This window comes from Streptomyces sp. ID05-39B, from assembly GCF_033794725.1.
GTDB lineage: Bacteria > Actinomycetota > Actinomycetes > Streptomycetales > Streptomycetaceae > Streptomyces > Streptomyces bobili.
On the sequence record NZ_JARGEF010000004.1, the window covers coordinates 76511 to 101078 of the forward strand.

The window sequence follows — 24568 nt, forward strand, 5'->3', positions numbered from 1 at the left end:
CTCGGCGCAGCAAGTACCCGACCAGCACACCCTTTTGGGCAGGAGAAGGCACCTCGGCGGGGGCGGTCCGGCGACCACTCGCCCGTCCCGTCTGCCACGATGGTCCGCGCCGTAACCGATCAGGTGGAGTGGCCGCGCAGCGCAGCCGGCGTTCCCCGGTTCCGCCGCCCCGTGACCTCCCCTCGCACCCTCGGGTACCGCACTGTGACTTCCCCTTCCGTCTCCGCGCCCACCCCTGCCCCCGGCAGCCCTTCCCGCGACGCCTCACACTCGCCGTGGCGGTCCCTGAGGCACCGCAGCATGCGCTGGTGGTCCGTCGCGAACTTCGTGTCCAACGCCGGCACCTGGATGCAGCTCACCGTCCAGAACCTGCTCGTCCTGCAGATCACCGGGTCCGCCGCCGCCACCGGCCTGTCCATGTCCGTGCAGGCCGCTCCCGCGCTCTTCATGAGCGTGCTGGGCGGTGCCGCCGTCGACCGCTGGTCGCGCAAGGTGACGGCCGCGGTCAGCCAGGCCCTGCTGGGCATGGTCGCCTTCACCACGGCCGTGCTGGTCGCGCTCGACATGCTCGACATGACGTCCCTGATGGTGCTGGCCGCCGTGACCGGCACCATCGCCACCGTCGACGGTCCCGCCTGTGCCCTGCTCGGCAACGATCTCGTGCCGGCGGAGGACGTGCCCTCCGCGATCGGCGTGGGCGCGCTGGTCCACAACGCCGGCCGGCTCGTGGGAGCGGCGCTCGCCGGTGTCACGGTGGGCTTCCTCGGCACGGCCGCCGCCTACGCGGCCAACGGACTGTCGTTCCTGTTCGTGACCGCGGTCATCCCGTTCCTGCGCCCGGCGGCCGGCGCGGCCGTCCGGGCCGTCGCTCCCCGTGCCGGGAAACGCGACGACCTGACCATCCGGGAGGGGCTGGCCTTCTTCGCCCGCCGGCCCCGCCTGGTCGCGCTCGCCGGAGTCACCGGCGTCAGCGCCGTCTTCGGGCGGAACTACGGCCTCACCCTCGCGGTGCTCGTCACCGGCCCGCTGGCCGGCGGTCCGGGCGCCTTCGGCACCGTCTCCACGGTCCTGGCCGTCGGCGGCATCCTGGGAGCGGTTCTGGGTGCCCGCCTGCGCCGCCCCTCGGTGCGCGTCGTGGGCACCCTGGCGGCGGCGGGCGGGCTGCTGCAGGTGGTGGCCGGGCTGTCGCCCTCGCTGGCGGTGCTGCTGGTGCTCGTGCTCCCCATGGCCGTCGTCGAGTCGGTCTCCGACACGGCGGGAACGGCCGTGCTGCAGACCGACCCGCCCCCTCACCTGCGGGGACGCGTACTGGGCGTGTGGAGCAGCATCGGCACCGTGTGGGGTCTCGGCGGTCCGCCCGCCCTGGGCCTGCTGATGGAACTGGCGGGCCCGCGCGGAGCCCTGGTGGCCGGCGGACTCGTCGTCGCCACCACCATCGCCGCCGGCCACGTCCTGCGCGGCCGGCGCAGGCCACGGACCGTCCAGCTCCCGGCCCGGCCGGGGGAGGAGATCCCGGGCCGGGAGGTGCTGCGGACGGCGGCCTGACCCCGGGACCGGTCCGGGGTGGCCCTCAGGCGATCAGTGCCCGGCCGGGCCCCAGCAGCTCCGTCAGCTGTGTGCCGTGCAACTCGGACACGGGGGCGAGGAGATCGGGGTGGCGCAGGAGGGCGGCGGCTTCGCGGTCGCGGGCGTCGGGGCTGATCAGCCGGCGGAACTCCATCGGCACACCCGTCGTGTGATCTCCGCCGTGCAGCCCGGCGACGGCCAGCGCGGCCAGCTCCGGGTCGGTGAGCAGGGACGCGGCCCAGCTCGCGACCACCTCGTCCACCCAGCTGCGCCAGGCGTCCGTACCGTCCCCACCGGTGTGTGTGCCGGTGCCGTCCGCGTCGGTGCCGCTGATCCAGTCCAGCCTGGCCGAGCCGCCCGGCCCCGCCATGCCGACCAGCGCGGCGTCCATCACGGTCGGGTAGCGCAGCCAGGCCGCTACGGTCACCGCCTGGCGGGCCTGCACCTCGCACAGGGCCGACGCCAGCGCGCCGCCGCAGGCCGGGTAGGCCCGCGTCAGCCACTGGGTGGTCGCCGCTATGAGGGGGGAGAGATCTGCGCGCACTGATGGCCGTCCGAGCTGCGTACGGGGGAAGGGACCTCTGGCACCGTAGCCCGCGTCCCCCGCGCGAGGACATGGCCCAGCCGCCGGGGAGGACGTGGCTTCGGCCACACTCGGGCACCGGCCGAGCCGTCAGTGGCGCAGCAGGTAGCTGGTGAGGACCATCGCCCGCTCGGCGAGGGCGATGCGGTCCTCGATCCCCTCGAACCGAGAAACACAAGCGGTCGGGTGCTGAGGCCGTCGATTTCCCCGCAGACGCACAAGGCCAGGCATGCAGGGCTTCGCCCACAGTGGAATTGTCCGACGTGAGGACTATTCGTTTCGGGGTGATATGACGGTGTGTCCACATGCCGGTCACGGACTGTTGTGGCTTGATCGTCGGACGGTCCCGGGCAGGGTGCCGTACCCACCCAGTTGGCATCTCTTGTTGAGGAGTTCCGAGCGTGAGACTGACCATGCACCATGCATCCCCACGACGTGGCGCAGAACGGCTGCGGCGTCCGGTCCGGCGCAGCACTCTCCTCCTCGGCATGGCGGCGCTGCCGGTGGCGTTGGTGGTGCCTCTCGCCACGCCCGCTGAGGCGGCGCCGGTGAGCGTGACCTTCACTCCCGGCGTCAATCAGCCCTTCACCGTCCCCTCGGGGGTCACCCAGCTGGTCATCACCGCCACCGGCGCCGCAGGGCAGAACGGGACCGAGGGAGGAGTGGGCGGTGACGGCTCCACCGTCACCGGCACCGTGAACGTGCCGTCGGGCACCACCACCCTCTACGTCAACGTCGACACAGGCGGAGGTTCATCGGGCGGTTCCTTCGAAGAAGGTGGCGCCGGCGGCGGAGCCAGCGACGTACGTACCTGCGACTCCACCGACGCCGGCTGCTTCCTCACCGGCAACACCGCCACCGACCCCCGGCTGATCGTCGCGGGTGGCGGAGGAGGCGGGGGAGCCGGCTTCGACCCCTACCCGGCACCCGAGGCCACCGGAGGAGACGCCGGAGTCACCGGTCAGACCGGCGGCAGCAGGCCCAACGGGGGAGGAGGCGGCGGCGGCGGAACTCAGACGACCCCCGGCGCCGGTGGAACCGCATGCCCGGACACCGGCGGCCCCGTGCCCAGCACACCCGGCACCCCCGGTGGCGGCGGTACCGGTGGCAACGGCGGCGGTCCCTTCTCCGGCGGCGGCGGCGGAGCCGGCTGGTTCGGCGGCGGCGGAGGCGGCGGCTGCGACCTCATCGACGCTGGGACGTACGGGCCCGGTGGCGGCGGTGGCGGGTCCGACCGAGTTCCGGCGGGCGGTACCTCCGGACCCGCGACCGGCCCCGCCTCGGTGACCATCACCTACGAACAGGCCAACGGGAACAACGGCGGAGGCAACGGGTCGGGGTCGATCCTGCCCATCAACCTCAGCGGCATCCTCCCGATGTTCAACAACATCAGCGTCAACAACAACATCAAGAGCCCCGGCGCAGGCAACACCACCACACAGAACCTGGGCCTGAACCGACTGCCGTGACGGACCGGCCGCACTGAGCCGGCCGTGACGGACGGCCGTACTGAGTCGGCCGCGCTGAACCGGCTGAACCGACGGCACCCGGGAGCCCTCCCGACCCGTTCCAGGAGGGCTGACCGGGCTGTCCCTGATCCCGCGCGCTGCGAATCACCGAGCCCGCTCCCGGCGCACCGCCGCCCGCTCCGCGATTCCCCGTCCCCGGATCGAGACGATCCCGCCTCCCAGCCGTATGTGGGGGAACGAGGGGCCCGTGCCCCCCGGACGCGCCGTCGATCCAAGGGACTTACCTCATGAACGCAACCGCTGCCATCGGTGTCACCGGTCTCGGTGTGATGGGCCGCAACCTCGCGCGCAACTTCGCCCGCAACGGCTACACCGTCGCCGTCCACAACCGCTCCTCGGGCCGCACCCGTGCGCTCGTCGAGGAGTTCGGACACGAGGGCGCGTTCGTCCCGGCGGAGACGGCGCGCGAGTTCGTCGCCGCGCTCGAACGCCCCCGCCGGCTGATGATCATGGTGCAGGCGGGCGCGGTCACGGACGCCGTCATCGACGAGTTCGCCCCGCTCCTGGAGCCCGGCGACATGATCATCGACGGCGGCAACGCCCACTTCGCCGACACCCGCCGCCGCGAGGAGGCCCTGCGCGCGCGAGGCCTGCACTTCGTCGGCACCGGTGTGTCCGGCGGCGAGGAGGGCGCGCTCGACGGGCCGTCGATCATGGTCGGCGGCTCTACCGAGTCGTACGACGTGCTCGGGCCGATGTTCGAGGCGATCAGCGCGCGGGTCGGCGGCGAGCCCTGCGCCGCGCACGTCGGCACCGACGGGGCCGGCCACTTCGTCAAGATGGTCCACAACGGCATCGAGTACGCCGACATGCAGCTCATCGCCGAGGCCTACGACCTGCTGCGCCAGGTCGCCGGATACTCCCCGGCGGAGATCGCGGACATCTTCCGTACCTGGAACGAGGGGCGCCTCGGCTCCTACCTCATCGAGATCACCGCCGAGGTCCTCGCCCACACCGACGAGGCCACCGGGCTGCCGTTCGTCGACATCGTGACCGACGCGGCAGGGCAGAAGGGCACCGGCCGCTGGACCGTGCAGACCGCCCTCGACCTCGGCTCCCCGGTCACCGCCATCGCCCAGGCCACGTTCGCCCGAGCCGCCTCCGGCCAGGCCGAGTTGCGCGCCGCCTACTGCGGACTGCCCGGCGGCACCACCCCCGCCATCAGCCGCACGGAGGCCGCCCGCTTCACCTCGCAGGTGGAACACGCCCTGTACGCCTCGAAGGTCATCGCCTACGACCAGGGCTGGAAGATGATCCAGGACGCGGCGGGCGAGTTCGGCTGGAAGATCGACCTCGGCGCGGTCGCCCGGATCTGGCGCGGTGGCTGCATCATCCGCGCCACGTTCCTCGACCGCATCCGCACGGCGTACGCCGCCGATCCCGAACTGGTCAGCCTGCTCGGGGAGATGGAGTTCGCCATGGAGATCACCGACGCCCAGGTGCCCTGGCGCGAGACGGTGGCCTCCGCGGCCCGCCGGGGCATCCCCGTCCCCGCGTTCTCCGCGGCCCTCGCGCACTACGACACCCTGCGCGCCGACCGGCTCCCCGCGGCCCTGCTCCAGGGCCAGCGCGACTACTTCGGCGCGCACACCTACGGCCGTACCGACCGGCCCGGCGCCTTTCACACGCAGTGGGCCGAGCCGGGCCGCCCGGAGACGGCCTCGGCCTGAGGCACGCCGGCTGTCCGGCCCGGTGCGACCGGGCCGGACGGCAGGTCAGGCGCGCGGCGCCGGGAACGTCGGGTACTCGACGCCCGACACGTGCTGGACGACGCGGACGACCTGGCAGGAGTAGCCGAACTCGTTGTCGTACCAGAGGTAGAGGATCGCGTTGTCGCCCTCCACCTTCAGGGCGCCGGCGTCGACGATCGAGGCGTGGCGCGAGCCGATGAAGTCGCTGGAGACCGCGTCGGGGGCGCTGATGAAGTCGATCTGGCGCTTGAGCGGCGAGGTCAGCGACACGTCCCGCAGGTAGTCGAGGACCTCGTCACGGTCGGCCTCCCGGGCCAGCTGGAGGTTGAGGATCGCGATCGACACGTCCGGCACCGGCACCCGGATTGAGCTGCCGGTGATCCGGGCCTTGAGGTCGGGCAGTGCCTTGGCGACGGCGGAGGCGGCGCCCGTCTCGGTGATGACCATGTTGAGCGGCGCGGACCGGCCACGGCGGTCGGACTTGTGGTAATTGTCCAACAGGTTCTGGTCGTTGGTGAACGAGTGGACGGTCTCCACGTGTCCGCGCAGCACGCCGTACTCGTCCGCCATCGCCTTCAGCGGCGGGACGATCGCGTTGGTGGTGCAGGACGCGCAGGACAGGATCCGCTCGTCCGGCTTGATCGTGTCGTGGTTGACGCCGTGCACGATGTTGAGGACGTCGCCCTTGCCGGGCGCGGTCAGCACGACCTTGTCGATGCCGGGACGCAGGTGCTTCGAAAGCCCCTCGCGGTCCCGCCACTTGCCGGTGTTGTCGATGAGGATCGCGTCGTTGATGCCGTACGCCGTGTAGTCGACCTGGCTCGGGTCGTCGGCGTAGATCACCTTGATCTCGTTGCCGTTGGCGAGGATGGTGCTGTTGTCCTCGTCGACGGTGATCGTGCCCTGGAACTGGCCGTGCACGGAGTCGCGGCGCAGCAGTGAGGCCCGCTTGACGAGGTCCTGCTCGCCGCCCCCGCGCACCACGACGGCGCGCAGCCGCAGCCCGTTGCCGGACCCGGACTTCTCGATGAGCAGGCGGGCCACGAGGCGGCCGATGCGGCCGAAGCCGTACAGCACGACGTCGCGCGGCTCGCTGCGCTCGATCTTGTCGGCGCCGGTGGCACCGGAGACGGCGTCGGCGGTGAACTCGCGCACCGACAGACCGTGGTCGCCCGCCCGGTAGTGCTCGGCGAGCAGACCGATGTCGATCTGCGACGGGCCGAGGTCCAGCTCGGTGAGGGCCTGGAGGAACGGCAGGGTCTCGGTGACCGAGAGTTCCTCACCGGCGATCTGCCGGGCGAAGCGGTGGGTCTTGAGGATGCTCACCACCGACTTGTTCACCAGGGAGCGGCTGTGCAGCAGGACGGTCACGTCCCGCTCCCGGTGGAGCTTCCCGATCATCGGGATCATCGACTCCGCGATCTCCTCGCGGTTCTTCCAGTTGGTGAACGAGTCGTCGTTGACAGTCACAGAATTCTCTTTCGAGCTAGGTGGCGCTCATATGCTAACCGCCTCCTGTTTTGATCATTCAAGCGCCCCCTCGCTCAGGTGTGCGGAGCCCCGGAGGTGCCCGGAACCCCGCACACCGGCGCCCGGCCGCCGCGCCCTCACACCTTCCCGGCGGGGGTCCCGGCGTCCGGCCGGCGCGGGATGCCCAGGGCGCACAGCGCGCCGAGCAGGACCACCGCGACACCGACCCACACCGCGGGGCGCAGCCCGTCGACGAACTCCTGCGGCCCCCGCATGCCGCCGTGCGCCACGAACACCGTGCTCAGTACGGCGATGCCGAGCGCGCCCCCGATCTCGCGGACCGTGGTGTTGGCCCCGGACGCCTTGCCCGCGTGCTCCGCCGGGACCGACCCGAGGACGACCGCCGCCGTCGGAGCGAACACGAGGCCCATGCCGACCCCGGCCACGATCATCGGGCCGACCAGGGAGGAGTACGCGGTGTCGGTACCGGTGACGAGGTTGATCCAGCCCAGGCCCACACCCTGGAGGAACAGCCCCAGCGCCATCAGCCGGCCGCCGCCGACCCGGTCGATGAGCAGTCCGGCCACCGGGGCGACGAACATCGGCATCAGCGTCCAGGGCAGGGTGCGCACCCCGGCCTCCAGCGGAGTGCGGGGAGGTGCGATCTGGAGGTACTGGGCCAGCAGGAAGAGCGAGCCGAAGACACCGAAGTACATCGCCGCCGAGACCAGGTTGGTGAGGGTGAAGGCCCGCACCCGGTAGAAGGACAGCGGCAGCATCGGCTGCGCGACACGCGCCTCCCAGGCCACGAAGACGGCCAGCAGGACGACGCCCGCCGCGAACGCGCCCAGCACCGTGGCCGAGGTCCAGCCGTCCGGCTCACCGTGCACGATCGCCCACACCACGGCGCACAGTCCGGCCGCCGCGAGGACCATGCCGCCCATGTCGAGGCGGGCGCCGGGCAGCGAACTCTCCCGCAGCGCGAACAGCACCAGCGGTATCGCGACCAGGCACACCGGCACGTTGATCCAGAACATCCACCGCCAGTCCAGTCCCTCGACCACCGCACCGCCCACCACCGGGCCCATCGCCACGGCGAGCCCGCTCACGCCGGACCACACACCCAGCGCCATCCCGCGCAGCCGCTCCGGCACGGCCTGGGACAGCAGGGTCAGTGAGAGCGGCATCACGGCCGCCGCGCCGACGCCCTGGACCGCGCGGAAGGCGATCAACTGGCCGCTGGTGTCGGCCAGGCCGCAGCCGGCGGAGGCCAGCGTGAACAGGACGACACCCGCGACGAAGACCCGTCGTCGGCCGAACCGGTCACCTAGCGCGGCCCCCGTCATGAGGAGGCAGGCGAAGCTGAGGACGTAGGCGTTGACGAACCACTGGAGTTCCTGGGTGTTCGCCCGGAGATCGACGGCCAGCGTGTGCAGTGCCGTGGACACGACGAGGTTGTCGAGCGCGACCATGAACATGGGCACGCTGCAGGCGACCACGGCGAGCCACAGTGGCACGCGCCGCCGCTCTGCCACGGGTGCGGCGGGGGGCTCGTCGAGCGTGGGCCGGGACAGGGTCATGACGGGCTCTCTTCTCGGAAGGGGGCGGGGCGCGGTCTCAGGCACCGGTGCGTTCCTGCTCGGCGAGCCGGCGGCGGGCGTCCGCCCAGTCGACGGGCAGCCCGTCGGCCGGGACCTGCCAGAACGTGAACGCGGAGGCCTTCGTGGTGGAGCGCATCCCGGTCATGATCGACCGGTGCGGTTCGGTCCTCGCGTACCGGTACAGCGCCTCCTTGTCCTCCCAGGCCGACAGGGTCCAGAAGGTGCGCTTGAGGGGCTGGGCGACGAGCGAGGCGCCGTACGCGCCCGGCGCGCGGGTGACCTGTCGCCAGGCGCTGAGGGACTTCAGGAAGAAGCGCGGTACGTCCTTGAGGGAGCGCACCTCGAAGCGGGAGGCCATGACGTAGGCCTCGGTGTCGGGGGCGGGCTCGCCGAGCGTGGTCCAGGGCAGGGTGGGCATGGCTGCGGCCTTTCGCGAGAGGGGCAGGACGGAGCTGAGGGACCCGTGGCGCACGGTTGGATACCTTCACTATCCATGTTAGACAGTGGAGGTATCCAATTTCTAGAGCGGAGTCGTCCTGATGCGTATCTCCGAGCTGAGCCGCCGCAGCGGCGTCTCCGTGACGACGATCAAGTACTACCTGCGCGAGGGCCTCCTCGCGCCCGGCCGGCAGACCTCGGCCACCCAGGCCGAGTACGACGACCAGCACCTGCGCCGACTGCGCCTGATCCGTGCCCTGACCGGCGTACGGGGGCTCTCCGTCACCACCACCCGTGAGGTGCTGGACGCGCTGGCGGCGCACACCGGCGACACCCACCTCCTGCTGGGCCTCACCCTGGGCTCGGTGTCCCTGTCCGGCGAGACCGCCGAGCAGGACCCGGCGACCGGCGAAGTGGAGGCGCTCGTCGAGGAGCTGGGCTGGCAGGTGCACGAGTCGGCGCCGGCGCGCGCCACCCTCGCCGAGGCCCTGACCTCCCTGCACTCGCTGGGCGTCCCCATGGACCGGCACACGCTGCTGCCCTACGCCCGTCTCGCGGAACGGATCGCCGTCCTGGACCTCGACCAACTCGACGGCCTCACCGACCCGTTGGAGGCGGCCGAACGCGCCCTGCTCCTGACGGTCCTCCTGGAGCCCGCCCTGATGGCACTGCGCCGCATGGCCCAGGAGAACGAGTCGGCCCGACGCCACGCCCCGTAGAGCGTGTTTCGAACGTCCCGTCCGCCGGGCGGCGTCTGTCGGACGCTCGCCCCCAGGGGCCGGCCGCGTTGTCGGCTCGTCCCGGTGTACCGCTCTCGGGACCGACCCTCCGCCTCGCGATCACACGCACCGGACGCCGCCCCGCCTGCCCGTCGGGCGGGCGACGCTCCCTTCACGGCACGCCCCAAACGCGTCGATCCCCGGCGCCCGGCGTCCCGTGACCGGCGTCCCGCGTCCGGCGCCCCGGCGGCCGGCGGTAGGCGGTCGGCGGTCGGCGAGGCGGGAGAAGCGGGAGAAGCGGGAGAAGCGGGAGAAGCGGGAGGAGGGGCAGGGAGGGCGGCCGCCGGAATCCCGATTGCCCGTCGTCGGAGCGGGTACGCGAGGCCGGACGCGCCAACCACCGCTACCTGGGGAGAGCCGCCATGGAGACACCAGCCCACGACGCCACCGCCGCCGCGAGCGCGCTGAACGCGCTGGCCAGGGACACGGGGGACACGGCCGCACTGGACACCCTCGCCCACTGCGAGGTCCTGGTGCCCGTGCCCGAGGACGCCACCGACGAGGACGTGACCAACCCCAGCATGCTGGCCCTGCCCGTCCTGGAACAGCCGGGCACGGCGCCCGTCGTCCCGGTGTTCACGTCCGAGCCCGAGATGGTCGACCTGCTCCCCGGCGTCGCCCGCTACCGCGTGGTGCCCCTCGGTGCGCTCGCCCACCAGTGGCCGGAGGGCGAGCTGTCGCTCTCCATCGACGCGGCGGGAGACCACCCGCTCACGCTCACCTCGGAAGGGGTGCGCACCCTGCTGGCCCGGTAACGACCCGGCGCCCTCGCTTCCGTCCTGCGGCAACGAACATGCGGTGACCATTGCCGGTGGCGGGTCTGTGCCGCACTCGCGGCCCCTGCGACGATCTCCCGACCGCTTGAGGGGCAAGCGGTTTCTTCACCCCTGGGGGATCCATGAGACCGACCCGTGCGGCACTCGTCGTAGCCGTGGGCGCACTGACCCCGGCCCTGCTGCTGGCCGGCCCTGCCGCGGCGGCAGGCCCGGCCTCCGTGTCCGCCGCCACCTCGGCCGCCGCGGTGGCCGTGAGCGCTGACACCGAATCACCGTACGACTCGATGCCGGAGGACGACCTCCGCATCGAGATCCTTCGCCTCCTTGCCGACGACAGCACCGGCATCGGGGTACGCAGGGAGGCGCAGGAGGCCCTCGACGGCACGGTCGAGGACCTGCGCCACTTCCTCAAGACCGGACGCTGGATCGCCCAGGACGAGGACAACAGCGTCGCGATCTTCCGGATCCTGGCCGATCCCGACAGGAGGAGGGCCGTGGTGCGGGAGGCGGAGGAAGCCCTGGAGGGCACCGCCGAGGACAGGAGCCGCTTCCTTGCGACGGGATACCGGCTGGCCCGTGCCGAGGACGACCGGGTGGCCATCGCCAGGATCCTTGCCCGGCCGGACATCAGCGCCGCCCTGCGCGCCGCGGCGGAGCAGGCGGTGGATGGCACCCCGGAGGAGATGCGTCACTTCCTGGAGGTCGGCCAGTACGAAGTGGGCTAGCGTCGCGCGTCGGTCAGCATGCGGGCCAGCACCTCGCGCTGGAGCGGCAGCACCTCGTCGTGGAGGTCGCGGCCCTTCGGGGTGAGGGCGACCCACACCCCGCGCCGGTCCTCCATGCAGACGGAACGCTCCACCAGGCCGTCCTTCTCCAGCCGGCCTATGAGGCGGGAGAGGGCGCTCTGGCTCAGGTGGACGCGGCCGGCCAGGTTCTGCACCCGGCACTGGTCACCCGGCCGGGGGGTCTCGGCGGCGAGGATGTCGAGCACCTCGAAGTCGCTCGCCCCGAGACCGTGCGGATGCAACGCGCGGTCGATCTCGCACGTCGTGCGCGCGTGCACCGACAGAATGTTCCGCCACCGGTCTTCGAGGTCGATTCCGGCCGTCTTCGCTGCCATACCTGCACGGTAACACCGATTTCACCATTCGTTTACCGTGCAACTAGTGTGGGTGCAAGAGATCTCGGGCCTGGGCGGGACGCGGCGGCAGAGCGGTCAGGACGACGCCGGGTCCTGGGTCAGCCCGACGAGGTTTCCGTCGGCGTCCTTCACGAAGGCGATCAGCTTGCCGCCGCCGACGTCCTGCACGTCCTGGAGCACGTCGGCCCCCGCCTCCACCAGGGCCGCAAGCCGGGCCCGGATGTCACTGACGTGCCAGTACGGCACCGGACCGGTCATGCCCTTGGAGTGCCCGTTCGGGTCGAGCCCGACGTCCTGTCCGGCGGCCTTGAAACCGACGTAGTAACTCTCGTCCGCATACGGCTCGACCTGGAGCAGCGCCCGGAACATGGCCTTGGCCCGGTCGAGGTCCTTGACGGGGTAGATGATGGTCTGCAGACCGGCGGTCATGACGTACTCCTCGCTGACGTGGGGACCGACGGATGCCGTCGGTGGTTCCACGCTAGGCCGAGGCCCCGCCGTCCGCTTCTCCGATCCTGACCGTTCGGCGCCCGCCCGTGCGCCCGCCGGAGGCGACGTCCGGCGCGGTGTTCGCGCCCGTCCCCCGTGGGCGTACCCGACGGGGTGTCCAGCGAAGGTCATGGGGTGCCGGTCTCGCGCCCGGAGTCGCCGTCCCGCCAGGTCGGCGAGGAGGGGCCGGGTGCGGCCGAGGCACGCGGACCCACTCCAGGAGCCGGGGGAAATGGCCGCTCCGGGTCGGGAGGATCCGCTGCCCTGAGCAGGGAGGGACCGCTGCCCTGAGCAGGGAAGGACCGCTGCCCCGAGCAGGGAGAGAACGGCCGCCCTGAGCAGGGAGGGACCATCGGCCCGGACCGCGAAGCCCCGTCGGCTCGAGACCGCTCGGGACCGGCGGGGTCGAGGGTCACCGGCGGCCCTCGGCCCCGCCGGGCCGTCACGTCGACTCGCGTTTGACCAGTTCCGTCGGCAGGATGACCGCGGCCGGGTCCTCGCCGCCGATCTGGGCGAGGAGGACGCGGACCATTTCGCTGCTGATCCGGTCCCAGGGCTGGCGGATCGTGGTGAGCGCCGGAGTGGACGCGGTGGCCGCGGGGGAGTCGTCGAAGCCGCCGACCGCGACGTCCTGCGGCACCCGGCGTCCCGCCTGCCGCAGTGCCGCGAGCACCCCCTGTGCCATCAGGTCGGACGCCACGAACACCGCGTCCAGGCCGGGTGCCTGCGCCAGCAGCCGCTCGGCGCCCGCCTCACCGCTGGCCCGGCTGTAGTCGCCGGAGACGACGAGCCGCTCGTCGGCCTCGATGCCCGCCTCGGCGAGCACCTCGTGGTAGCCGGCGAGCCGCTCCACACCACCGGGGGTGTCCAGCGGTCCCGTGACGACGCCGATCCGCCGACGGCCCTGGGCGAGCAGATGACGGACCATGTCGCGCGCGCCGTCCCGGTCGTCGGCGGCCACATAGCTCACCTTCGACCCGATGCCGATCGGCTTGCCGCAGGCGACGAGCGGCACGCCCGCCTCACGCAGCTCGGTGGCGATCGGATCGCCCGAGTGGCTGGACACCAGCAGGACCCCGTCGACGTGCCCCGCGGTGATGTACCGCGTGATGCGCCGCCGCTCGTCCTCGGTACCGGCCAGCATCAGCAGCAGCGGGACGTCGTGCCCGGCCAGCGCCTGGGTGCAACCCCGCAGCAGGACGTTGAAGTTGGGGTCCTCGAAGAACCGTTCCTGAGGCTCCGTCAGGAGAAAACCGACGGAGTCGGAGCGCCCGGTGATCAGGGAGCGGGCGTGCCGGTTGACGACGTAACCCGTCCTGCGGATCGCGGAGTTGACGGCCTCCTGGGCCGAAGGGCTGACGTAGTGGCCGCCGTTGAGCACGCGCGAGACGGTCCCTCGTGAGACTCCCGCCTCGCGGGCCACGTCATGGATCGTCGGCGGTTTGCGCCTGCCCCCCGTGTTGCTCATGGTCATGACTTTACGGCCCCGGACAGCAGGTCAAGGCTCCAGAACCGCTGAATGACCAGGAACAGCGCCACCAGGGGGATCACCGCGAGGAACGCGCCGGTGATCACCAGGGTGTAGAGGGCCGGGGTGTTGGCGCCCTGCTCCAGCAGCGTGAAGAGACCGAGGGTGATCGGGAACCGCTCGTCGTCGCTGAGCATGATGTACGGCAGCAGGAAGTTGTTCCACACGGCGACGAACTGGAACAGGAACACCGTCACCATGCCGGGGATCATCATCGGCAGCGCGATCCGGGTGAAGATCCGCCACTCGCTCGCCCCGTCCATCCGGCCGGCCTCCACCACGTCGCTCGGCACGGCCGCGGCCGCGTAGATGCGCGCGAGGTAGACGCCGTAGGGGGAGAGGATCTGCGGCAGCAGCACGGACCAGTAGGAGTCCGTGAGATCGGCCTGGGCCATCAGCAGGTACTGCGGGATGGCCAGGATGATCGGCGGCATCAGCACGCCCGCCAGCAGGACGTTGAACATCGTCTCGCGACCGCGGAAGCGGTACGTCGCCAGCGCGTAGCCGCTGAACGCGGACACGCACGTCGACAGCAGCGCGCCGAGACCGGCGTAGAGGGCCGAGTTGGCCATCCACTGCCAGTAGATGCCGTCGCGGTAGGCGTTGAGGTCGCTCAGGTTCTGGGTGAAGCCGGTGCCGGGCAGGAACGTGAACGTGGAGAACAGCTCGCTGCCCGACTTGGTGGACGCGATGACCACCCACGCCACCGGCAGCAGGCAGTACAGCGCGCCCAGCAGCAGCGTGATCGTCGGGACGAGGGCGATCCGGCGGCGCAGCGGCGGACGGTCGTCCCGCTCGGCATCCGTGGCGCCGGCCGCCGACGGGGCCTTCTGGACGGCAAGAGAACTCACTGGGCTGCCCCCTGCTTGTTACGACGGTTCGCGGCCCGCAGGAAGCCGAAGGACAGCAGCAGCGTGGCGATGGCGATGATCACGGCCTGGGCGGCCGCCGCGTAGATGTCACCGGTGCCGAACGCGTCCCGGTAGACCTTCATCAGCGGACTCCACGTCGTGGACACGGAGTTGGTGAGCGGTTTGAGCGTGGTCGGCTCGTTGAACACCTGGAGGGTCGCGATGATCGAGAAGAAGAAGGTCAGCACCAGCGAGGGCGCCACCATCGGGATCTTGATCCTGAGCGCGATCTGCAGCGGGGTGGCGCCGTCCAGCTTGGCCGCCTCGTACACCTCGACCGGGATGGCCTGGAGCGAGGTGTAGATGACGATCATGTTGAAGCCGGTGCCGCCCCAGACCGCGATGTTCGACAGGGCGAGATACAGCGGGCCGCCGTCGAGCAGGTCCGGCTGCGGCAGGCCCAGCTTCTCGAGCACGAAGTAGAACGGGCTGACGTCCGGCAGGTACAGGAAGCCCCACAGCAGCGCCGCCACGACACCGGGGATGGCGTACGGCAGGAAGATCGCGAGGCGGGTGAACGGGGCCAGCCGCACCTTGTCGGAGTCGAGCATCAGCGCGAACACCAGGGCGAGGCCCAGCATCACCGGGACGACGATGCAGCCGTAGCCGAGGACGCGCAGGGCGCCGTCCAGCAGCTCGCTGTCGGTGAAGGCGGCGGTGTAGTTCTCCAGGCCGGCCCAGACCTCCTTACGGGCACCGGAGCCCAGGCCGAGGCCGGACACCTTCACCTTGTGGAGACTGAGCCACAGCGCGTAGCCGATGGGCAGCGCGAAGAACAGGGCGAAGAGGATGGTGGCGGGGAGGAGGAAGGCATACGGGGCCCCCTTGACCCCGTACGACTTCCGGCGTGCGGTTGTCACTCGGAGACCTCGAAGCCCTGCTTCTTCATGTCGGCCACGGTGTCCGCCTGCATCGTGTCCAGAGCGGCGGAGAAGTCCGACTTGTTCTTGGCGGCGGCGCCGAAGGCGTCCTTGAAGGTCGTGTAGGCGACGTTCACGTTCGGGCCCCAGGCCGACGGTGCGGTGGTCTTCGCGATCTTGGCGGCGGTGGTGTAGAAGTCCGCCTGGTTCGAGAAGTACTCCGGCGGGTTGATGAAGGCGCCGCTGAGCTGGGCGGAGCTGGAGGCCGGGTAGATGCCGCTCTCCTTGGCCAGCGCGTTGAGCGCGTCACCGTCGGTGTTCAGCCAGGCGGCGAACTTGGCGGCGGCGTCCTTGTTCTTGGAGTCGGTGGTGACGGCGGTGGAGGAACCGCCCCAGCTGCCGGTGACGTTGTCGGTCTGCGACCACTGGGGGAGCGGGGCCATGGCCCACTTGCCCTTGGTGTCCGGGGCGGCGGTGGTCAGGGTGCCCGGCGCCCACACCGCGCTGACCCAGGCGATCTGCTTGCCGGTGTTGAGCGCCTTGTTCCAGGCCGGGGTGTACATCGGCTGGTTGTCGACGGCGCCCTCCTTGACGAGGCCGCCCCAGAAGTCGGCGACCTTCTTGGTCGCCGCGTCGTTGATGCCGACCTGCCACTTGTCGCCGGAGGTGGTCCACCACTTGGCGCCGGCCTGCTGGGCGAGGCCCGCGAAGAGACCGGAGTCGTTGGCCGAGAAGGTGGTCAGGTCCGTCTCCGGGGACTTCTTCTTCAGCGCGCGGGCGGTCTGCGCGAACTGCTCCCAGGTCGTGGGGACGGTCAGGCCGTACTGCTTGAACAGGTCCTCGCGGTAGTAGAACATCATCGGGCCGATGTCCTGCGGCACCGCGTAGACGGCGTCCGTGCCCAGCGTCGTCTGCTGCCAGACGCCGTCGGCGAACTTGTCCTTCACGTCGCCGACGTTCTTCGCTATGTCCGCCAGCGCGTCATTGCTGACGAGCGTCGGCAGTGCCTGGTACTCGGCCTGGACCAGGTCGGGGGCCTTGCCCGCCTTGTGCGCGGTGAGGATCTTGGTGACCAGGGTGTCGCCGGACGCCTGCTTCTTCACCGTGACCGTGATCTGGTCCTTCTTGCCCGGCCCCTTGTTCCACAGGTCCACGACCTTGTCCATGCCCGGCGTCCACGTCCAGTACGTGAGCGAGACCGGGCCCGACTGGGCGCCGCTGTCGTCGTCGGACGAGCCGCAGGCGGCGAGTGCGGTGGCGCCGAGCGTGACGGCGACGGCGGAGGCTGCGACCTTGAAGAGCCGCCGGCGCTGGGTGTTGGACATGGGTTTCTCCCCTGACCTGGGTTCCCGCCTGCTGCGGGAACCTGCCATGCATCACATGAACCGAGGCCCTCGCCCGTCGCGAGGCCCTGTCATGCTTCTGTGAGCGTTCACAGTAGAGAAACATCCCGGACACTTGTCAATGGTTGTTGCTGTGCGGTTATGTTGGGCTCGCACCGCCGAGAACGTCTGTGCACGTTCCCAAATGATCGATTAAACGGGAGAAATCCATGCCGGAGACCACCCCCAAGGGCCTCACAGGGCTCGCCTTCGGTGGGGACTACAACCCCGAGCAATGGCCGGAAAGCGTCTGGCAGGAAGACGTCCGGCTGATGCGCGAGGCCGGCGTCACCATGGTGAGTGTCGGGATCTTCTCCTGGGCGCTCCTGGAGCCCGCGCCCGGAGTCCACGACTTCGGCTGGCTGGACCGGATCATCGACCTGCTGCACGAGAACGGCATCCGCGTCGACCTGGCCACCCCCACGGCGGCCCCGCCCGTCTGGTTCTACCGCGAGCACCCCGAGGCCCTGCCCGTCACCGCCGACGGAGTCCGCTACGAGTTCGGCTCCCGCGCGGCGATCTGCCACAGCAACGCCGACTACCGCGCCGCCGCGGCGGACATCGCCACCCGGCTCGCCGAGCGCTACGGCGACCACCCCGCGCTCGCGATGTGGCACGTCCACAACGAGTACGGCGTCCCTGTCTCGGCCTGCTACTGCGAGTCCTGCGCCGCCCACTTCCGCCGCTGGCTGGAGACGACGTACGGCACGGTCGACGCGGTCAACGAGGCCTGGGGCACCGCCTTCTGGGGCCAGCGCTACGCCACCTTCGACGACATCAACCCGCCGCGCACCACCCCCACCGTCGGCAACCCCGGCCAGGCCCTGGACTACCGGCGCTTCGCCGACGCCACCATGCGCGAGAACTTCCGTATGGAGCGCGACATCCTGCACCGCCTCGCGCCCGGCGTCCCGGTCACCACGAACTTCATGACCGCCCTCAGCCAGTGCGACTCGGTCGACTACTGGGCCTGGGGCCGCGAGGTCGACCTCGTCACCAACGACCACTACCTGATCACCGACGGCCGCCGCACCCACGTCAACCTGGCCATGGCCGCCGACCTCACCCGTTCCGTCGCCGGCGGCGCCCCCTGGATCCTCCTGGAGCACTCCACCTCGGGCGTCAACTGGCAGCCCCGCAACCCGGCCAAGGCCCCCGGCCAGATGGCCCGCAACTCCCTCGGCCACGTGGCCCGCGGCTCCGAGGGCGCCATGTTCTTCCAGTGGCGTCAGTCCCGACGCGGCGCCGAGAAGTTCCACTCCTCGATGGTTCCGCACGGCGGCACCGACACCCGCGTGTGGCGCGAGGTCGTCGAACTCGGCGCCTCACTCGACTCCCTGAGCCCGATCCGGGGCACCCGCACCGAGGCCGACGTCGCCGTCCTGTGGGACTGGCACTCCTGGTGGGCGCAGAACCTCGCCTGGCGCCCCAGCGAGGACCACGACCCGCGCGAGCGCGCCGACGCCTTCTACGAGGCCCTCTACGACCGTCACCTCACCGTCGACTTCGCCCACCCCGAAGCCGACCTCGCGCGGTACCCGATGGTCGTGGTGCCCGCCCTGTACCTGATGACGGAGCGGGCCGGGAACAACCTCAGGACGTACGTCGAGAACGGCGGCACGCTCGTCGTGTCGTACTTCTCCGGCATCGTCGACTCCTCCGACGCCGTCCACGAGGGCGCCTACCCGGGCGCGCTGCGGGACGTCCTCGGACTCACCGTCGAGGAGTTCTCCCCGCTGCTCCAGGGCGAGCGCGTGCGGATCACCGGCCCCGACGGCTCCGAGCTGGGCGGCGACGTGTGGACCGAGTTCGTCGAGCCACGCGGCGCCGAGACCGTCTGGACGTACGCCGACGGCCTCACCGCCGGCCGTCCCGCCGTCACCCGGCACCGCCTCGGCGAGGGCACCGCCTGGTACGTCTCCACCCGGCTCGGCGCCGAGGGCCTGGACGCCCTGCTGGGCCGGGCCGCCGAGGACGCCCGTCTCGCCCCGCGCGCCGGCCTGCCCCGCGACGTCGAGGTCGTGCGCCGCTCCGGCGAGAGGGGCAGCTACCTCTTCGCCATCAACCACACCGCCACCGACGCCAAGGTGCCGCTGGACACGTCCGGCACCGAACTGCTGACGGGCGAACGCGCCGCCGGCCGCCTCGCGGTCCCGGCGGGAGCCGTGCGAGTCGTACGACTCGACGGCTGAACCCGACTCCCCCTCCGCCCGTGGAGCCGCGAGCCGCGGGCGGAGGGGGTCCCTCACCCCGAGGGAGACCCACCCCCATCACGTCGAAGGGACGACGGACGAAGATGTTCCATCCCAGACGCACCCTCAGAGCCCTGCTGCTCCCGCTCACCGCGGGGCTCGCGCTCACCGCCCTGCCCGCACAGACCGCCCAGGCGGCCTCCACGCTCACCAACGCCGGCTTCGAGGCCGACGGCGCCGGAGCGGCCACCCCCAGCGGCTGGTCCGAGTACGGCACCACGAGCGCCTCGTTCGCCGAGTCCGGCGGACACGGCGGCAGTTACCGCCTCTCCCACTGGGCGTCCGCCGCCTACAAGGTGGAGACGTACCAGTACCTGTCGGGGCTGACCAACGGCAACTACAAGCTCACCGCCTGGGTGCGCTCCGGCGGCGGCCAGAAGTCGGCCTACATAGCCCTGAAGAACTGCGGCGGCGCCGAACAGCGCACCGATCTGCCCGTCTCGGCGAGCGGCTGGCTCCGGATCGTCGTCCCGGTCAACGTGACGAACAACCAGTGCACGATCAGCGTCAACAGTGACGCGAACGCGGGCAACTGGATCAATGTGGACGACCTGACCTTCACCTCCGGCACGACCGGACTGTCGATCAAGGGCGCCGACATCTCCTCCCTCCCCAAGAGCGAGGCCAAGGGCGGCGTCTACAAGAGCGCTTCGGGCACCACCGGCGACCCGGTCACCATCCTGAAGAACGCCGGCATGAACTACGCGCGCCTGAAGGTCTGGGTCAACCCCGCCGACGGCTACAACAACAAGGCGCGTGTGCTGGCCGCCGCCAAGCGCGTCAAGGCCGCCGGCCAGAAGCTCCTGGTCGACTTCCACTACTCGGACACCTGGGCCGACCCGGGCGCCCAGAGCAAGCCGAGCGCCTGGGCGGGCCACTCGTACAGCCAGCTCAAGACGGACGTGTACAACCACACGTACGACGTGCTGAACGCGCTCAAGGCCCAGGGCACCACCGCCGACATGGTCCAGGTGGGCAACGAGATCAACGGCGGCATGCTGTGGAACGAGGGTTCCACCTCCAACTGGGGCCAGCTCGCCGGTCTGCTCAACTCCGGCTACGACGCCGTCAAGGCGGTCAACTCGTCCACCCCGGTCGCCCTGCACCTGGCCAAGGGCGGTGACCTGACCGGCACCCGCTGGTGGTTCGACAGCGCGGTCTCCAACGGCGTCAAGTTCGACACCATCGGCCTGTCCTTCTACGGCTACTGGCACGGCACGCTCGCCGACTTCCAGACCACCCTGGACGACGCGGCCTCCCGCTACGGCAAGCCGGTCTTCGTCGCCGAGACGGCCTACCCCTTCCGTCTCGACAGCGACGACTCGTTCGAGAACATCATCGACCTGCCGAGCGAACTGGTCGCCGGCTACCCGGCCACCCCGGCCGGCCAGCTCGCCTGGATGAACTCCGTGGCCAGCATCGTGGAGGCCGTCCCGAACGGCCGCGGTCTCGGCGTCTTCTACTGGGAGGCCACCTGGACCGCCGTGAACGGCAACGGCTGGGACCCGGCCGACGCCGCCTCCGGCAACGGCTGGGAGAACCAGGCCCTGTTCGGCTACGACGACCGGGCACTGTCCTCGACGGCATGGTTCAGCCACCGCTGACCGTCACCATGTGACCTCGTGACAGCGGGGCCCGGCCGCCACCTCGCGGCCGGGCCCCTGCGCGTTCCCCCTGCCCGTGTGAACTGCCGTACGCCAGAGGGATGTTCGATCCCGGCCAAGGGTCCCGGAGCGCCGGACAGGGAGGCCTCGACTGCGGAACAGTGGGAAGACGCGGTGACGAGGGCCCCGATCCAGGGACGGAGGGGACGACCATGCTGAGGACTCCCGTGAACGAACGGCGACTGCACATCCTGGAGTGGCTGAAGGAACCGGCGCGGCACTTCCCGCCGCAACGGCGCGCGGACCTCGTCGAGGACGGCGTCACCGCGGACATCGTCGCGGCGAAACTCGGGGTGCACCGCCGGGTGGCCGACACCCACCTCGCCCTGCTCGCCGACCTGGGCCTGCTGCGCGCCAAGCGGATCCGGCTGCGCACCTACTACCGACGCGACGAGATGCGCATCGCCGAAGTGGCCCGCATGTTCGAAAAGGGCTGGTAGGGGGCTGGCAGGGGCACGCCGGACGGCCTAGCGTCGGCGGCCCGCACCAGTGGAAGGCACCCCGCATGGACCGACCCACCGCCCTCGTCCCCGTACGCCACCTCTCCCTCGGCGGCCACGGCCCCGAGGACGTCGTGTCCGATCGGCACGGGCGCGTCCTGACCGGCGTCGCGGACGGCCGGATCCTGCGCGTCGACGGCCTCGACGATCCCCGCTCCGCCCGCGTCGAGGAGGTGGCCCGCATCGACGGGCGCCCGCTGGGCCTTGAACTCCTCCCCGACGGCGACCTGTTGGTGTGCGACGCGGAGGGAGCGCTGCTGCGCGTCGGCCTCGCGGGCGGCCGGACCGACGTACTGGCCGACCAGGTGGCGGGGGAGCGGCTGCGGTTCTGCAGCAACGTCGTGGCACTGCCCGACGGGACGGTGTACTTCACGGTGTCGAGCCAGGCCCACCCCCTGCACGACTGGATGGGCGACCTCGTCGAACACACCGGCACCGGACGCCTGCTGCGGCTGGCTCCGGGCGACACCGAGCCCGAAGTCCTCCTGGACGGGCTCCAGTTCGCCAACGGCCTGGTGGTGAGCGCCGACGCCACCTTCCTGATCGTCGCCGAGACCGGCGCCCGCCGCCTCACCCGCTACCACCTCACCGGCCCCGCCGCCGGACGCGCCGAACCCCTCGTCGAGAACCTGCCCGGCTACCCGGACAACCTGTGGCGCGGCGCCCCCGACGGACCGGTCTGGGTCGCGCTGGCCGGCCCCCGCGTCCCCCCGCTCGACCTCCTCCACCGGGCCGGCCCGGCCGTCCGCCACCACGCCGCCCGCCTGGCCCAGCGCGCCCCCTACCGCCCCTCGGGCACCATCGGCGTCCTCGCGGTCGACGACACCGGCCGGACCGTCCACCACCTCACCCGCCGCCGCTCCGGCTTCCGCATGGTCACCAGCGTCTGCGCGGCCCGCGGCCGGCTCGTCCTCGGAAGCCTCTGGGAGCCCGGCATCGCGGTCTGTGCGGCACCCTGAGCACGGTGATCCGGCGTTACCCTGTTGACCAGCCGTGATCACCCCGCGAGCCGGTGCGGCCGGGAGTTCGGACCGCCCCCGATCGCCAGGCGGTCCGAGGCAGGAGACGTACGACATGTCAGCCCCGGAGACCGGCAGCCTCCGCGCCGGCGCCCCGCGCCGGTCCGCCGTGCCGGGACAGCTCCCGGCGGTCGCCGTGGTCGCCGTCGGCGGCGGACTGGGTGCCGCCGCCCGCTACGCGGCAGCCCTGTGGTGGCCCTCTGCCGGCAGCGGGTTCCCCTGGACGACCTTCTGGGTCAACGTCGTCGGCTGCGCCGTGATCGGCGTGTTCCTGGTGCTGATCACCGAGGCCCTCACCGTGCACCGGCTCCTGCGCCCCTTCTTCGGCACCGGCGTGCTCGGCGGCTTCACCACCTTCTCGACGTACGCCGTCGACCTCCAGCGCCTGTTCGACACGGGGCATCCCCGCACGGCGCTGGCCTACCTGGCCGCGACCCCCCTCGCGGCGCTCACGGCGGTGTGGCTCGCGGCGACCGCGACCCGCCGCGTCCTGACCCGGAGGCAGCCATGACCAGGCTCACCGGCAGTGCCCTGCGCGTGACCGTCCTCGTCGGCGAGAACGACACCTGGCACCGCAAGCCGCTGTACACCGAGATCGTGCACCGGGCCCATGCGGCGGGACTGGCCGGCGCCAGCGTCTTCCGCGGCATCGAGGGCTTCGGCGCCTCCTCGCTCATCCACACCACCCGCCTGCTCTCGCTCAGCGAGGACCTCCCGGTCGCCGTCGTCATCGTCGACACCGAGGAACGCGTACGGGCGTTCCTGCCGCAGCTCGACGAACTGGTCACCGAGGGCCTGGTCGTCCTCGACCCCTGCGAGGTCATCCGGTACACCGGCCGTGACGGTGATCAGGGCGCAACGGACACGCCCGGTAAGAGGCCGTTGTGAACTGGCTGCTGGTCGTCGCCGGAGGCATGGTCGGCGCGCCCCTGCGCTATCTGACCGACCGCGCGGTGCAGGCCCGGCACCACTCGGTCTTCCCCTGGGGCACCCTCGTCGTCAACGTCGTGGGCTCTGCGATCCTCGGCCTGGTGACCGGCGCGGCCCTCGCCGGAGCCGCCGGCTCCGACCTGCGGCTGCTCCTCGGCACCGGCTTCTGCGGGGCCCTGACCACCTACTCCACGTTCTCCTACGAGACGCTGCGGCTCACCGAGACCGGAGCCGGGCTACAGGCCGCCGCCAACGTCGTCGTCAGCGTGGCGGCGGGCGTCGGAGCCGCCTTCGCGGGGGTGTGGCTCGCGCAGACGGTGTGGTCATGACCGGGGAAACACACCCACGGCTGGTAGGACTGTGCACCGCACCGTCGACCACCCCCAGAACGGGATCCCATGAGCGCCATCTCCGTCGGTCAGGCCGTCGTCCTCGGAGCCGTCGAGGGGGTGACCGAGTTCCTCCCCGTCTCCTCCACCGGACATCTGAAGATCACCGAAGGCCTGATGGGCATCCCGGTCGACGACGACGCGGTCGTCGGCTTCTCCGCGGTCATCCAGGTCGGCGCGATCGCCGCGGTGCTGGTCTACTTCCGCACGGACATCACGCGCATCGTCTCCGCCTGGCTCCGCGGTCTCACCGACAAGAGCGAACGCCACCACCACGACTACAAGTTCGGCTGGTGGGTGATCTACGCGACGATCCCGATCGTCGTCGTCGGTCTGGCCGCGAAGCCGCTCATCCAAGGTCCCCTGGCCTCGCTCTGGGTGGTCGCGGGCTCGCTCCTCGCGGGCAGCGGCGTGATGTGGGCGGCCGACCGCATGGGCCGGCACAAGCGGGGCGAGGACGACACCTCGCTCAAGGACGCCATGCTGGTCGGCGGCTCGCAGATCCTCGCGCTGCTCTTCCCCGGCTTCTCCCGCTCCGGCGCCACCATGTCGACCGCGCTCCTGCTCGACCTCGACCGGGTCGCCGCCACCCGGCTGTCCTTCTTCCTCGGCATCCCGGCGCTCACCGGCGCCGGCCTGTACGAGCTGAAGGACGCCCTGGGCACCGGGGCCGGGGCGGCACCACTGGTCGTCGGCACGGCGGTGTCCTTCGTGGTCGCCTACGCCTCCATCGCCTGGCTGCTGAGGTACGTCGCCAAGCACTCCTTCAACGCGTTCGTGATCTACCGGATCGTCGTGGGCCTGCTGCTCTTCGGGCTACTGACCACGGGAGTCCTCGACAGCTGAGCGCGGGGGAGACAGCCGCCCGGGTGAGGTCGGCCAACCCGAGGGCGTACGACTCGCCCGGTGCGGGCGGCCGGGCCTGGCCGGGACCTGTCGGCTCCGGTGCGGCGGCCGACCCCGGGCGCGGGCGGCCGACCCCGGCCGAGGCGCCCCCCACGGCACCGGCGGCCGACCCCCTGCGGAGACAGCTGACCAGGGCGGAGGCGGGAAACCCGCTTTCACTCTGG

At 71.4% G+C, this 24568-nt stretch carries 24 protein-coding genes; 14 read left to right on the top strand and 10 right to left on the bottom strand.

What is annotated here, in order from left to right; all coding sequences use genetic code 11:
* The first annotated feature begins 300 nt into the window (after nucleotides 1-300).
* The gene (locus P1P75_RS02290) at nucleotides 301-1545 is read left to right on the top strand and encodes an MFS transporter (protein WP_319251271.1); all 1245 of its coding nucleotides are present in this window, start codon (nucleotides 301-303) and stop codon (nucleotides 1543-1545) included.
* 25 nt (nucleotides 1546-1570) lie between these two features.
* Here the strand turns inward: P1P75_RS02290 and P1P75_RS02295 are convergent, their stop codons facing one another.
* Entirely contained in the window at nucleotides 1571-2110 is a 540-nt protein-coding gene (locus P1P75_RS02295; protein ID WP_319251272.1) for a hypothetical protein, read from the bottom strand.
* Nucleotides 2111-2550: 440 nt separating this feature from the next.
* Here P1P75_RS02295 and P1P75_RS02300 point away from each other — a divergent pair, with 440 nt between their 5' ends.
* A complete protein-coding gene (locus P1P75_RS02300) occupies nucleotides 2551-3618 on the top strand; it encodes a hypothetical protein (protein ID WP_319251274.1) in 1068 nt (355 codons plus the stop codon).
* Between the two features lie 287 nt (nucleotides 3619-3905).
* The gene (gene gndA / locus P1P75_RS02305; RefSeq protein ID WP_319251276.1) at nucleotides 3906-5348 is read left to right on the top strand and encodes an NADP-dependent phosphogluconate dehydrogenase; all 1443 of its coding nucleotides are present in this window, start codon (nucleotides 3906-3908) and stop codon (nucleotides 5346-5348) included.
* Nucleotides 5349-5393: 45 nt separating this feature from the next.
* Here the strand turns inward: gndA and P1P75_RS02310 are convergent, their stop codons facing one another.
* The 3 genes from P1P75_RS02310 to P1P75_RS02320 form a co-directional block, all read right to left on the bottom strand.
* A complete protein-coding gene (locus tag P1P75_RS02310) occupies nucleotides 5394-6839 on the bottom strand; it encodes a glyceraldehyde-3-phosphate dehydrogenase (protein WP_319251278.1) in 1446 nt (481 codons plus the stop codon).
* A 137-nt stretch (nucleotides 6840-6976) separates the two neighbouring features.
* The gene (locus P1P75_RS02315) at nucleotides 6977-8419 is read right to left on the bottom strand and encodes an MFS transporter (RefSeq protein ID WP_319251280.1); all 1443 of its coding nucleotides are present in this window, start codon (nucleotides 8417-8419) and stop codon (nucleotides 6977-6979) included.
* Nucleotides 8420-8456: 37 nt separating this feature from the next.
* Nucleotides 8457-8858, bottom strand: a complete 402-nt coding sequence (locus tag P1P75_RS02320) for a DUF3291 domain-containing protein (RefSeq protein ID WP_319251282.1) — start codon at nucleotides 8856-8858, stop codon at nucleotides 8457-8459.
* Nucleotides 8859-8979: 121 nt separating this feature from the next.
* On the opposite strand from P1P75_RS02320, the gene P1P75_RS02325 reads away from it, so the two are divergent.
* The 3 genes from P1P75_RS02325 (at nucleotide 8980) to P1P75_RS02335 (ending at nucleotide 11158) form a co-directional block, all read left to right on the top strand.
* On the top strand, nucleotides 8980-9597 hold the full coding sequence (locus tag P1P75_RS02325) for a MerR family transcriptional regulator (protein ID WP_319251284.1): 618 nt from the start codon (nucleotides 8980-8982) through the stop codon (nucleotides 9595-9597).
* Between the two features lie 422 nt (nucleotides 9598-10019).
* Nucleotides 10020-10412, top strand: coding sequence for an SseB family protein (locus P1P75_RS02330; RefSeq protein WP_319251286.1), 393 nt, complete (start codon nucleotides 10020-10022; stop codon nucleotides 10410-10412).
* 143 nt (nucleotides 10413-10555) lie between these two features.
* Nucleotides 10556-11158, top strand: coding sequence for an ALF repeat-containing protein (locus P1P75_RS02335; protein ID WP_319251288.1), 603 nt, complete (start codon nucleotides 10556-10558; stop codon nucleotides 11156-11158).
* On the opposite strand, the gene P1P75_RS02340 is transcribed toward P1P75_RS02335, so the two are convergent.
* The 6 genes from P1P75_RS02340 to P1P75_RS02365 form a co-directional block, all read right to left on the bottom strand.
* Nucleotides 11155-11553: a MarR family transcriptional regulator gene (locus tag P1P75_RS02340; RefSeq protein WP_319251290.1), complete on the bottom strand. Its 399-nt coding sequence runs from the start codon at nucleotides 11551-11553 to the stop codon at nucleotides 11155-11157. The two genes, P1P75_RS02335 and P1P75_RS02340, sit on opposite strands and share 4 nt — an antisense overlap.
* A gap of 96 nt (nucleotides 11554-11649) precedes the next feature.
* Complete coding sequence (locus P1P75_RS02345; RefSeq protein ID WP_319251292.1) at nucleotides 11650-12003, bottom strand: VOC family protein; 354 nt, start codon at nucleotides 12001-12003, stop codon at nucleotides 11650-11652.
* Nucleotides 12004-12505: 502 nt separating this feature from the next.
* The gene (locus P1P75_RS02350; protein ID WP_319251294.1) at nucleotides 12506-13537 is read right to left on the bottom strand and encodes a LacI family DNA-binding transcriptional regulator; all 1032 of its coding nucleotides are present in this window, start codon (nucleotides 13535-13537) and stop codon (nucleotides 12506-12508) included.
* The gene (locus tag P1P75_RS02355) at nucleotides 13534-14442 is read right to left on the bottom strand and encodes a carbohydrate ABC transporter permease (protein ID WP_319251296.1); all 909 of its coding nucleotides are present in this window, start codon (nucleotides 14440-14442) and stop codon (nucleotides 13534-13536) included. The genes P1P75_RS02350 and P1P75_RS02355 overlap by 4 nt, the downstream gene beginning before the upstream one ends.
* Nucleotides 14439-15362, bottom strand: coding sequence for a sugar ABC transporter permease (locus tag P1P75_RS02360; RefSeq protein ID WP_319251298.1), 924 nt, complete (start codon nucleotides 15360-15362; stop codon nucleotides 14439-14441). Before P1P75_RS02360 ends, P1P75_RS02355 begins: the two co-directional genes overlap by 4 nt.
* Complete coding sequence (locus tag P1P75_RS02365) at nucleotides 15359-16687, bottom strand: extracellular solute-binding protein (RefSeq protein ID WP_319251300.1); 1329 nt, start codon at nucleotides 16685-16687, stop codon at nucleotides 15359-15361. The genes P1P75_RS02360 and P1P75_RS02365 overlap by 4 nt, the downstream gene beginning before the upstream one ends.
* A 227-nt stretch (nucleotides 16688-16914) precedes the next feature.
* Here P1P75_RS02365 and P1P75_RS02370 point away from each other — a divergent pair, with 227 nt between their 5' ends.
* The 8 genes from P1P75_RS02370 (at nucleotide 16915) to P1P75_RS02405 (ending at nucleotide 24344) form a co-directional block, all read left to right on the top strand.
* The gene (locus P1P75_RS02370) at nucleotides 16915-18936 is read left to right on the top strand and encodes a beta-galactosidase (protein ID WP_319251302.1); all 2022 of its coding nucleotides are present in this window, start codon (nucleotides 16915-16917) and stop codon (nucleotides 18934-18936) included.
* Nucleotides 18937-19040: 104 nt separating this feature from the next.
* Nucleotides 19041-20600, top strand: a complete 1560-nt coding sequence (locus P1P75_RS02375; protein ID WP_319251304.1) for an arabinogalactan endo-1,4-beta-galactosidase — start codon at nucleotides 19041-19043, stop codon at nucleotides 20598-20600.
* 212 nt (nucleotides 20601-20812) lie between these two features.
* Nucleotides 20813-21100, top strand: a complete 288-nt coding sequence (locus P1P75_RS02380) for an ArsR family transcriptional regulator (RefSeq protein ID WP_319251306.1) — start codon at nucleotides 20813-20815, stop codon at nucleotides 21098-21100.
* A 65-nt stretch (nucleotides 21101-21165) separates the two neighbouring features.
* Nucleotides 21166-22119 (top strand): SMP-30/gluconolactonase/LRE family protein, encoded by a 954-nt coding sequence (locus tag P1P75_RS02385; RefSeq protein ID WP_319251308.1) that lies wholly within the window; start codon nucleotides 21166-21168, stop codon nucleotides 22117-22119.
* A 115-nt stretch (nucleotides 22120-22234) separates the two neighbouring features.
* Nucleotides 22235-22690, top strand: coding sequence for a fluoride efflux transporter CrcB (crcB, locus tag P1P75_RS02390; RefSeq protein WP_319251310.1), 456 nt, complete (start codon nucleotides 22235-22237; stop codon nucleotides 22688-22690).
* On the top strand, nucleotides 22687-23067 hold the full coding sequence (locus P1P75_RS02395) for a DUF190 domain-containing protein (protein WP_319251312.1): 381 nt from the start codon (nucleotides 22687-22689) through the stop codon (nucleotides 23065-23067). Before crcB (P1P75_RS02390) ends, P1P75_RS02395 begins: the two co-directional genes overlap by 4 nt.
* A complete protein-coding gene (gene crcB, locus P1P75_RS02400) occupies nucleotides 23064-23438 on the top strand; it encodes a fluoride efflux transporter CrcB (RefSeq protein ID WP_319251314.1) in 375 nt (124 codons plus the stop codon). Before P1P75_RS02395 ends, crcB (P1P75_RS02400) begins: the two co-directional genes overlap by 4 nt.
* Before the next feature lie 69 nt (nucleotides 23439-23507).
* Entirely contained in the window at nucleotides 23508-24344 is an 837-nt protein-coding gene (locus tag P1P75_RS02405; protein ID WP_319251316.1) for an undecaprenyl-diphosphate phosphatase, read from the top strand.
* Nucleotides 24345-24568: the final 224 nt, after the last annotated feature.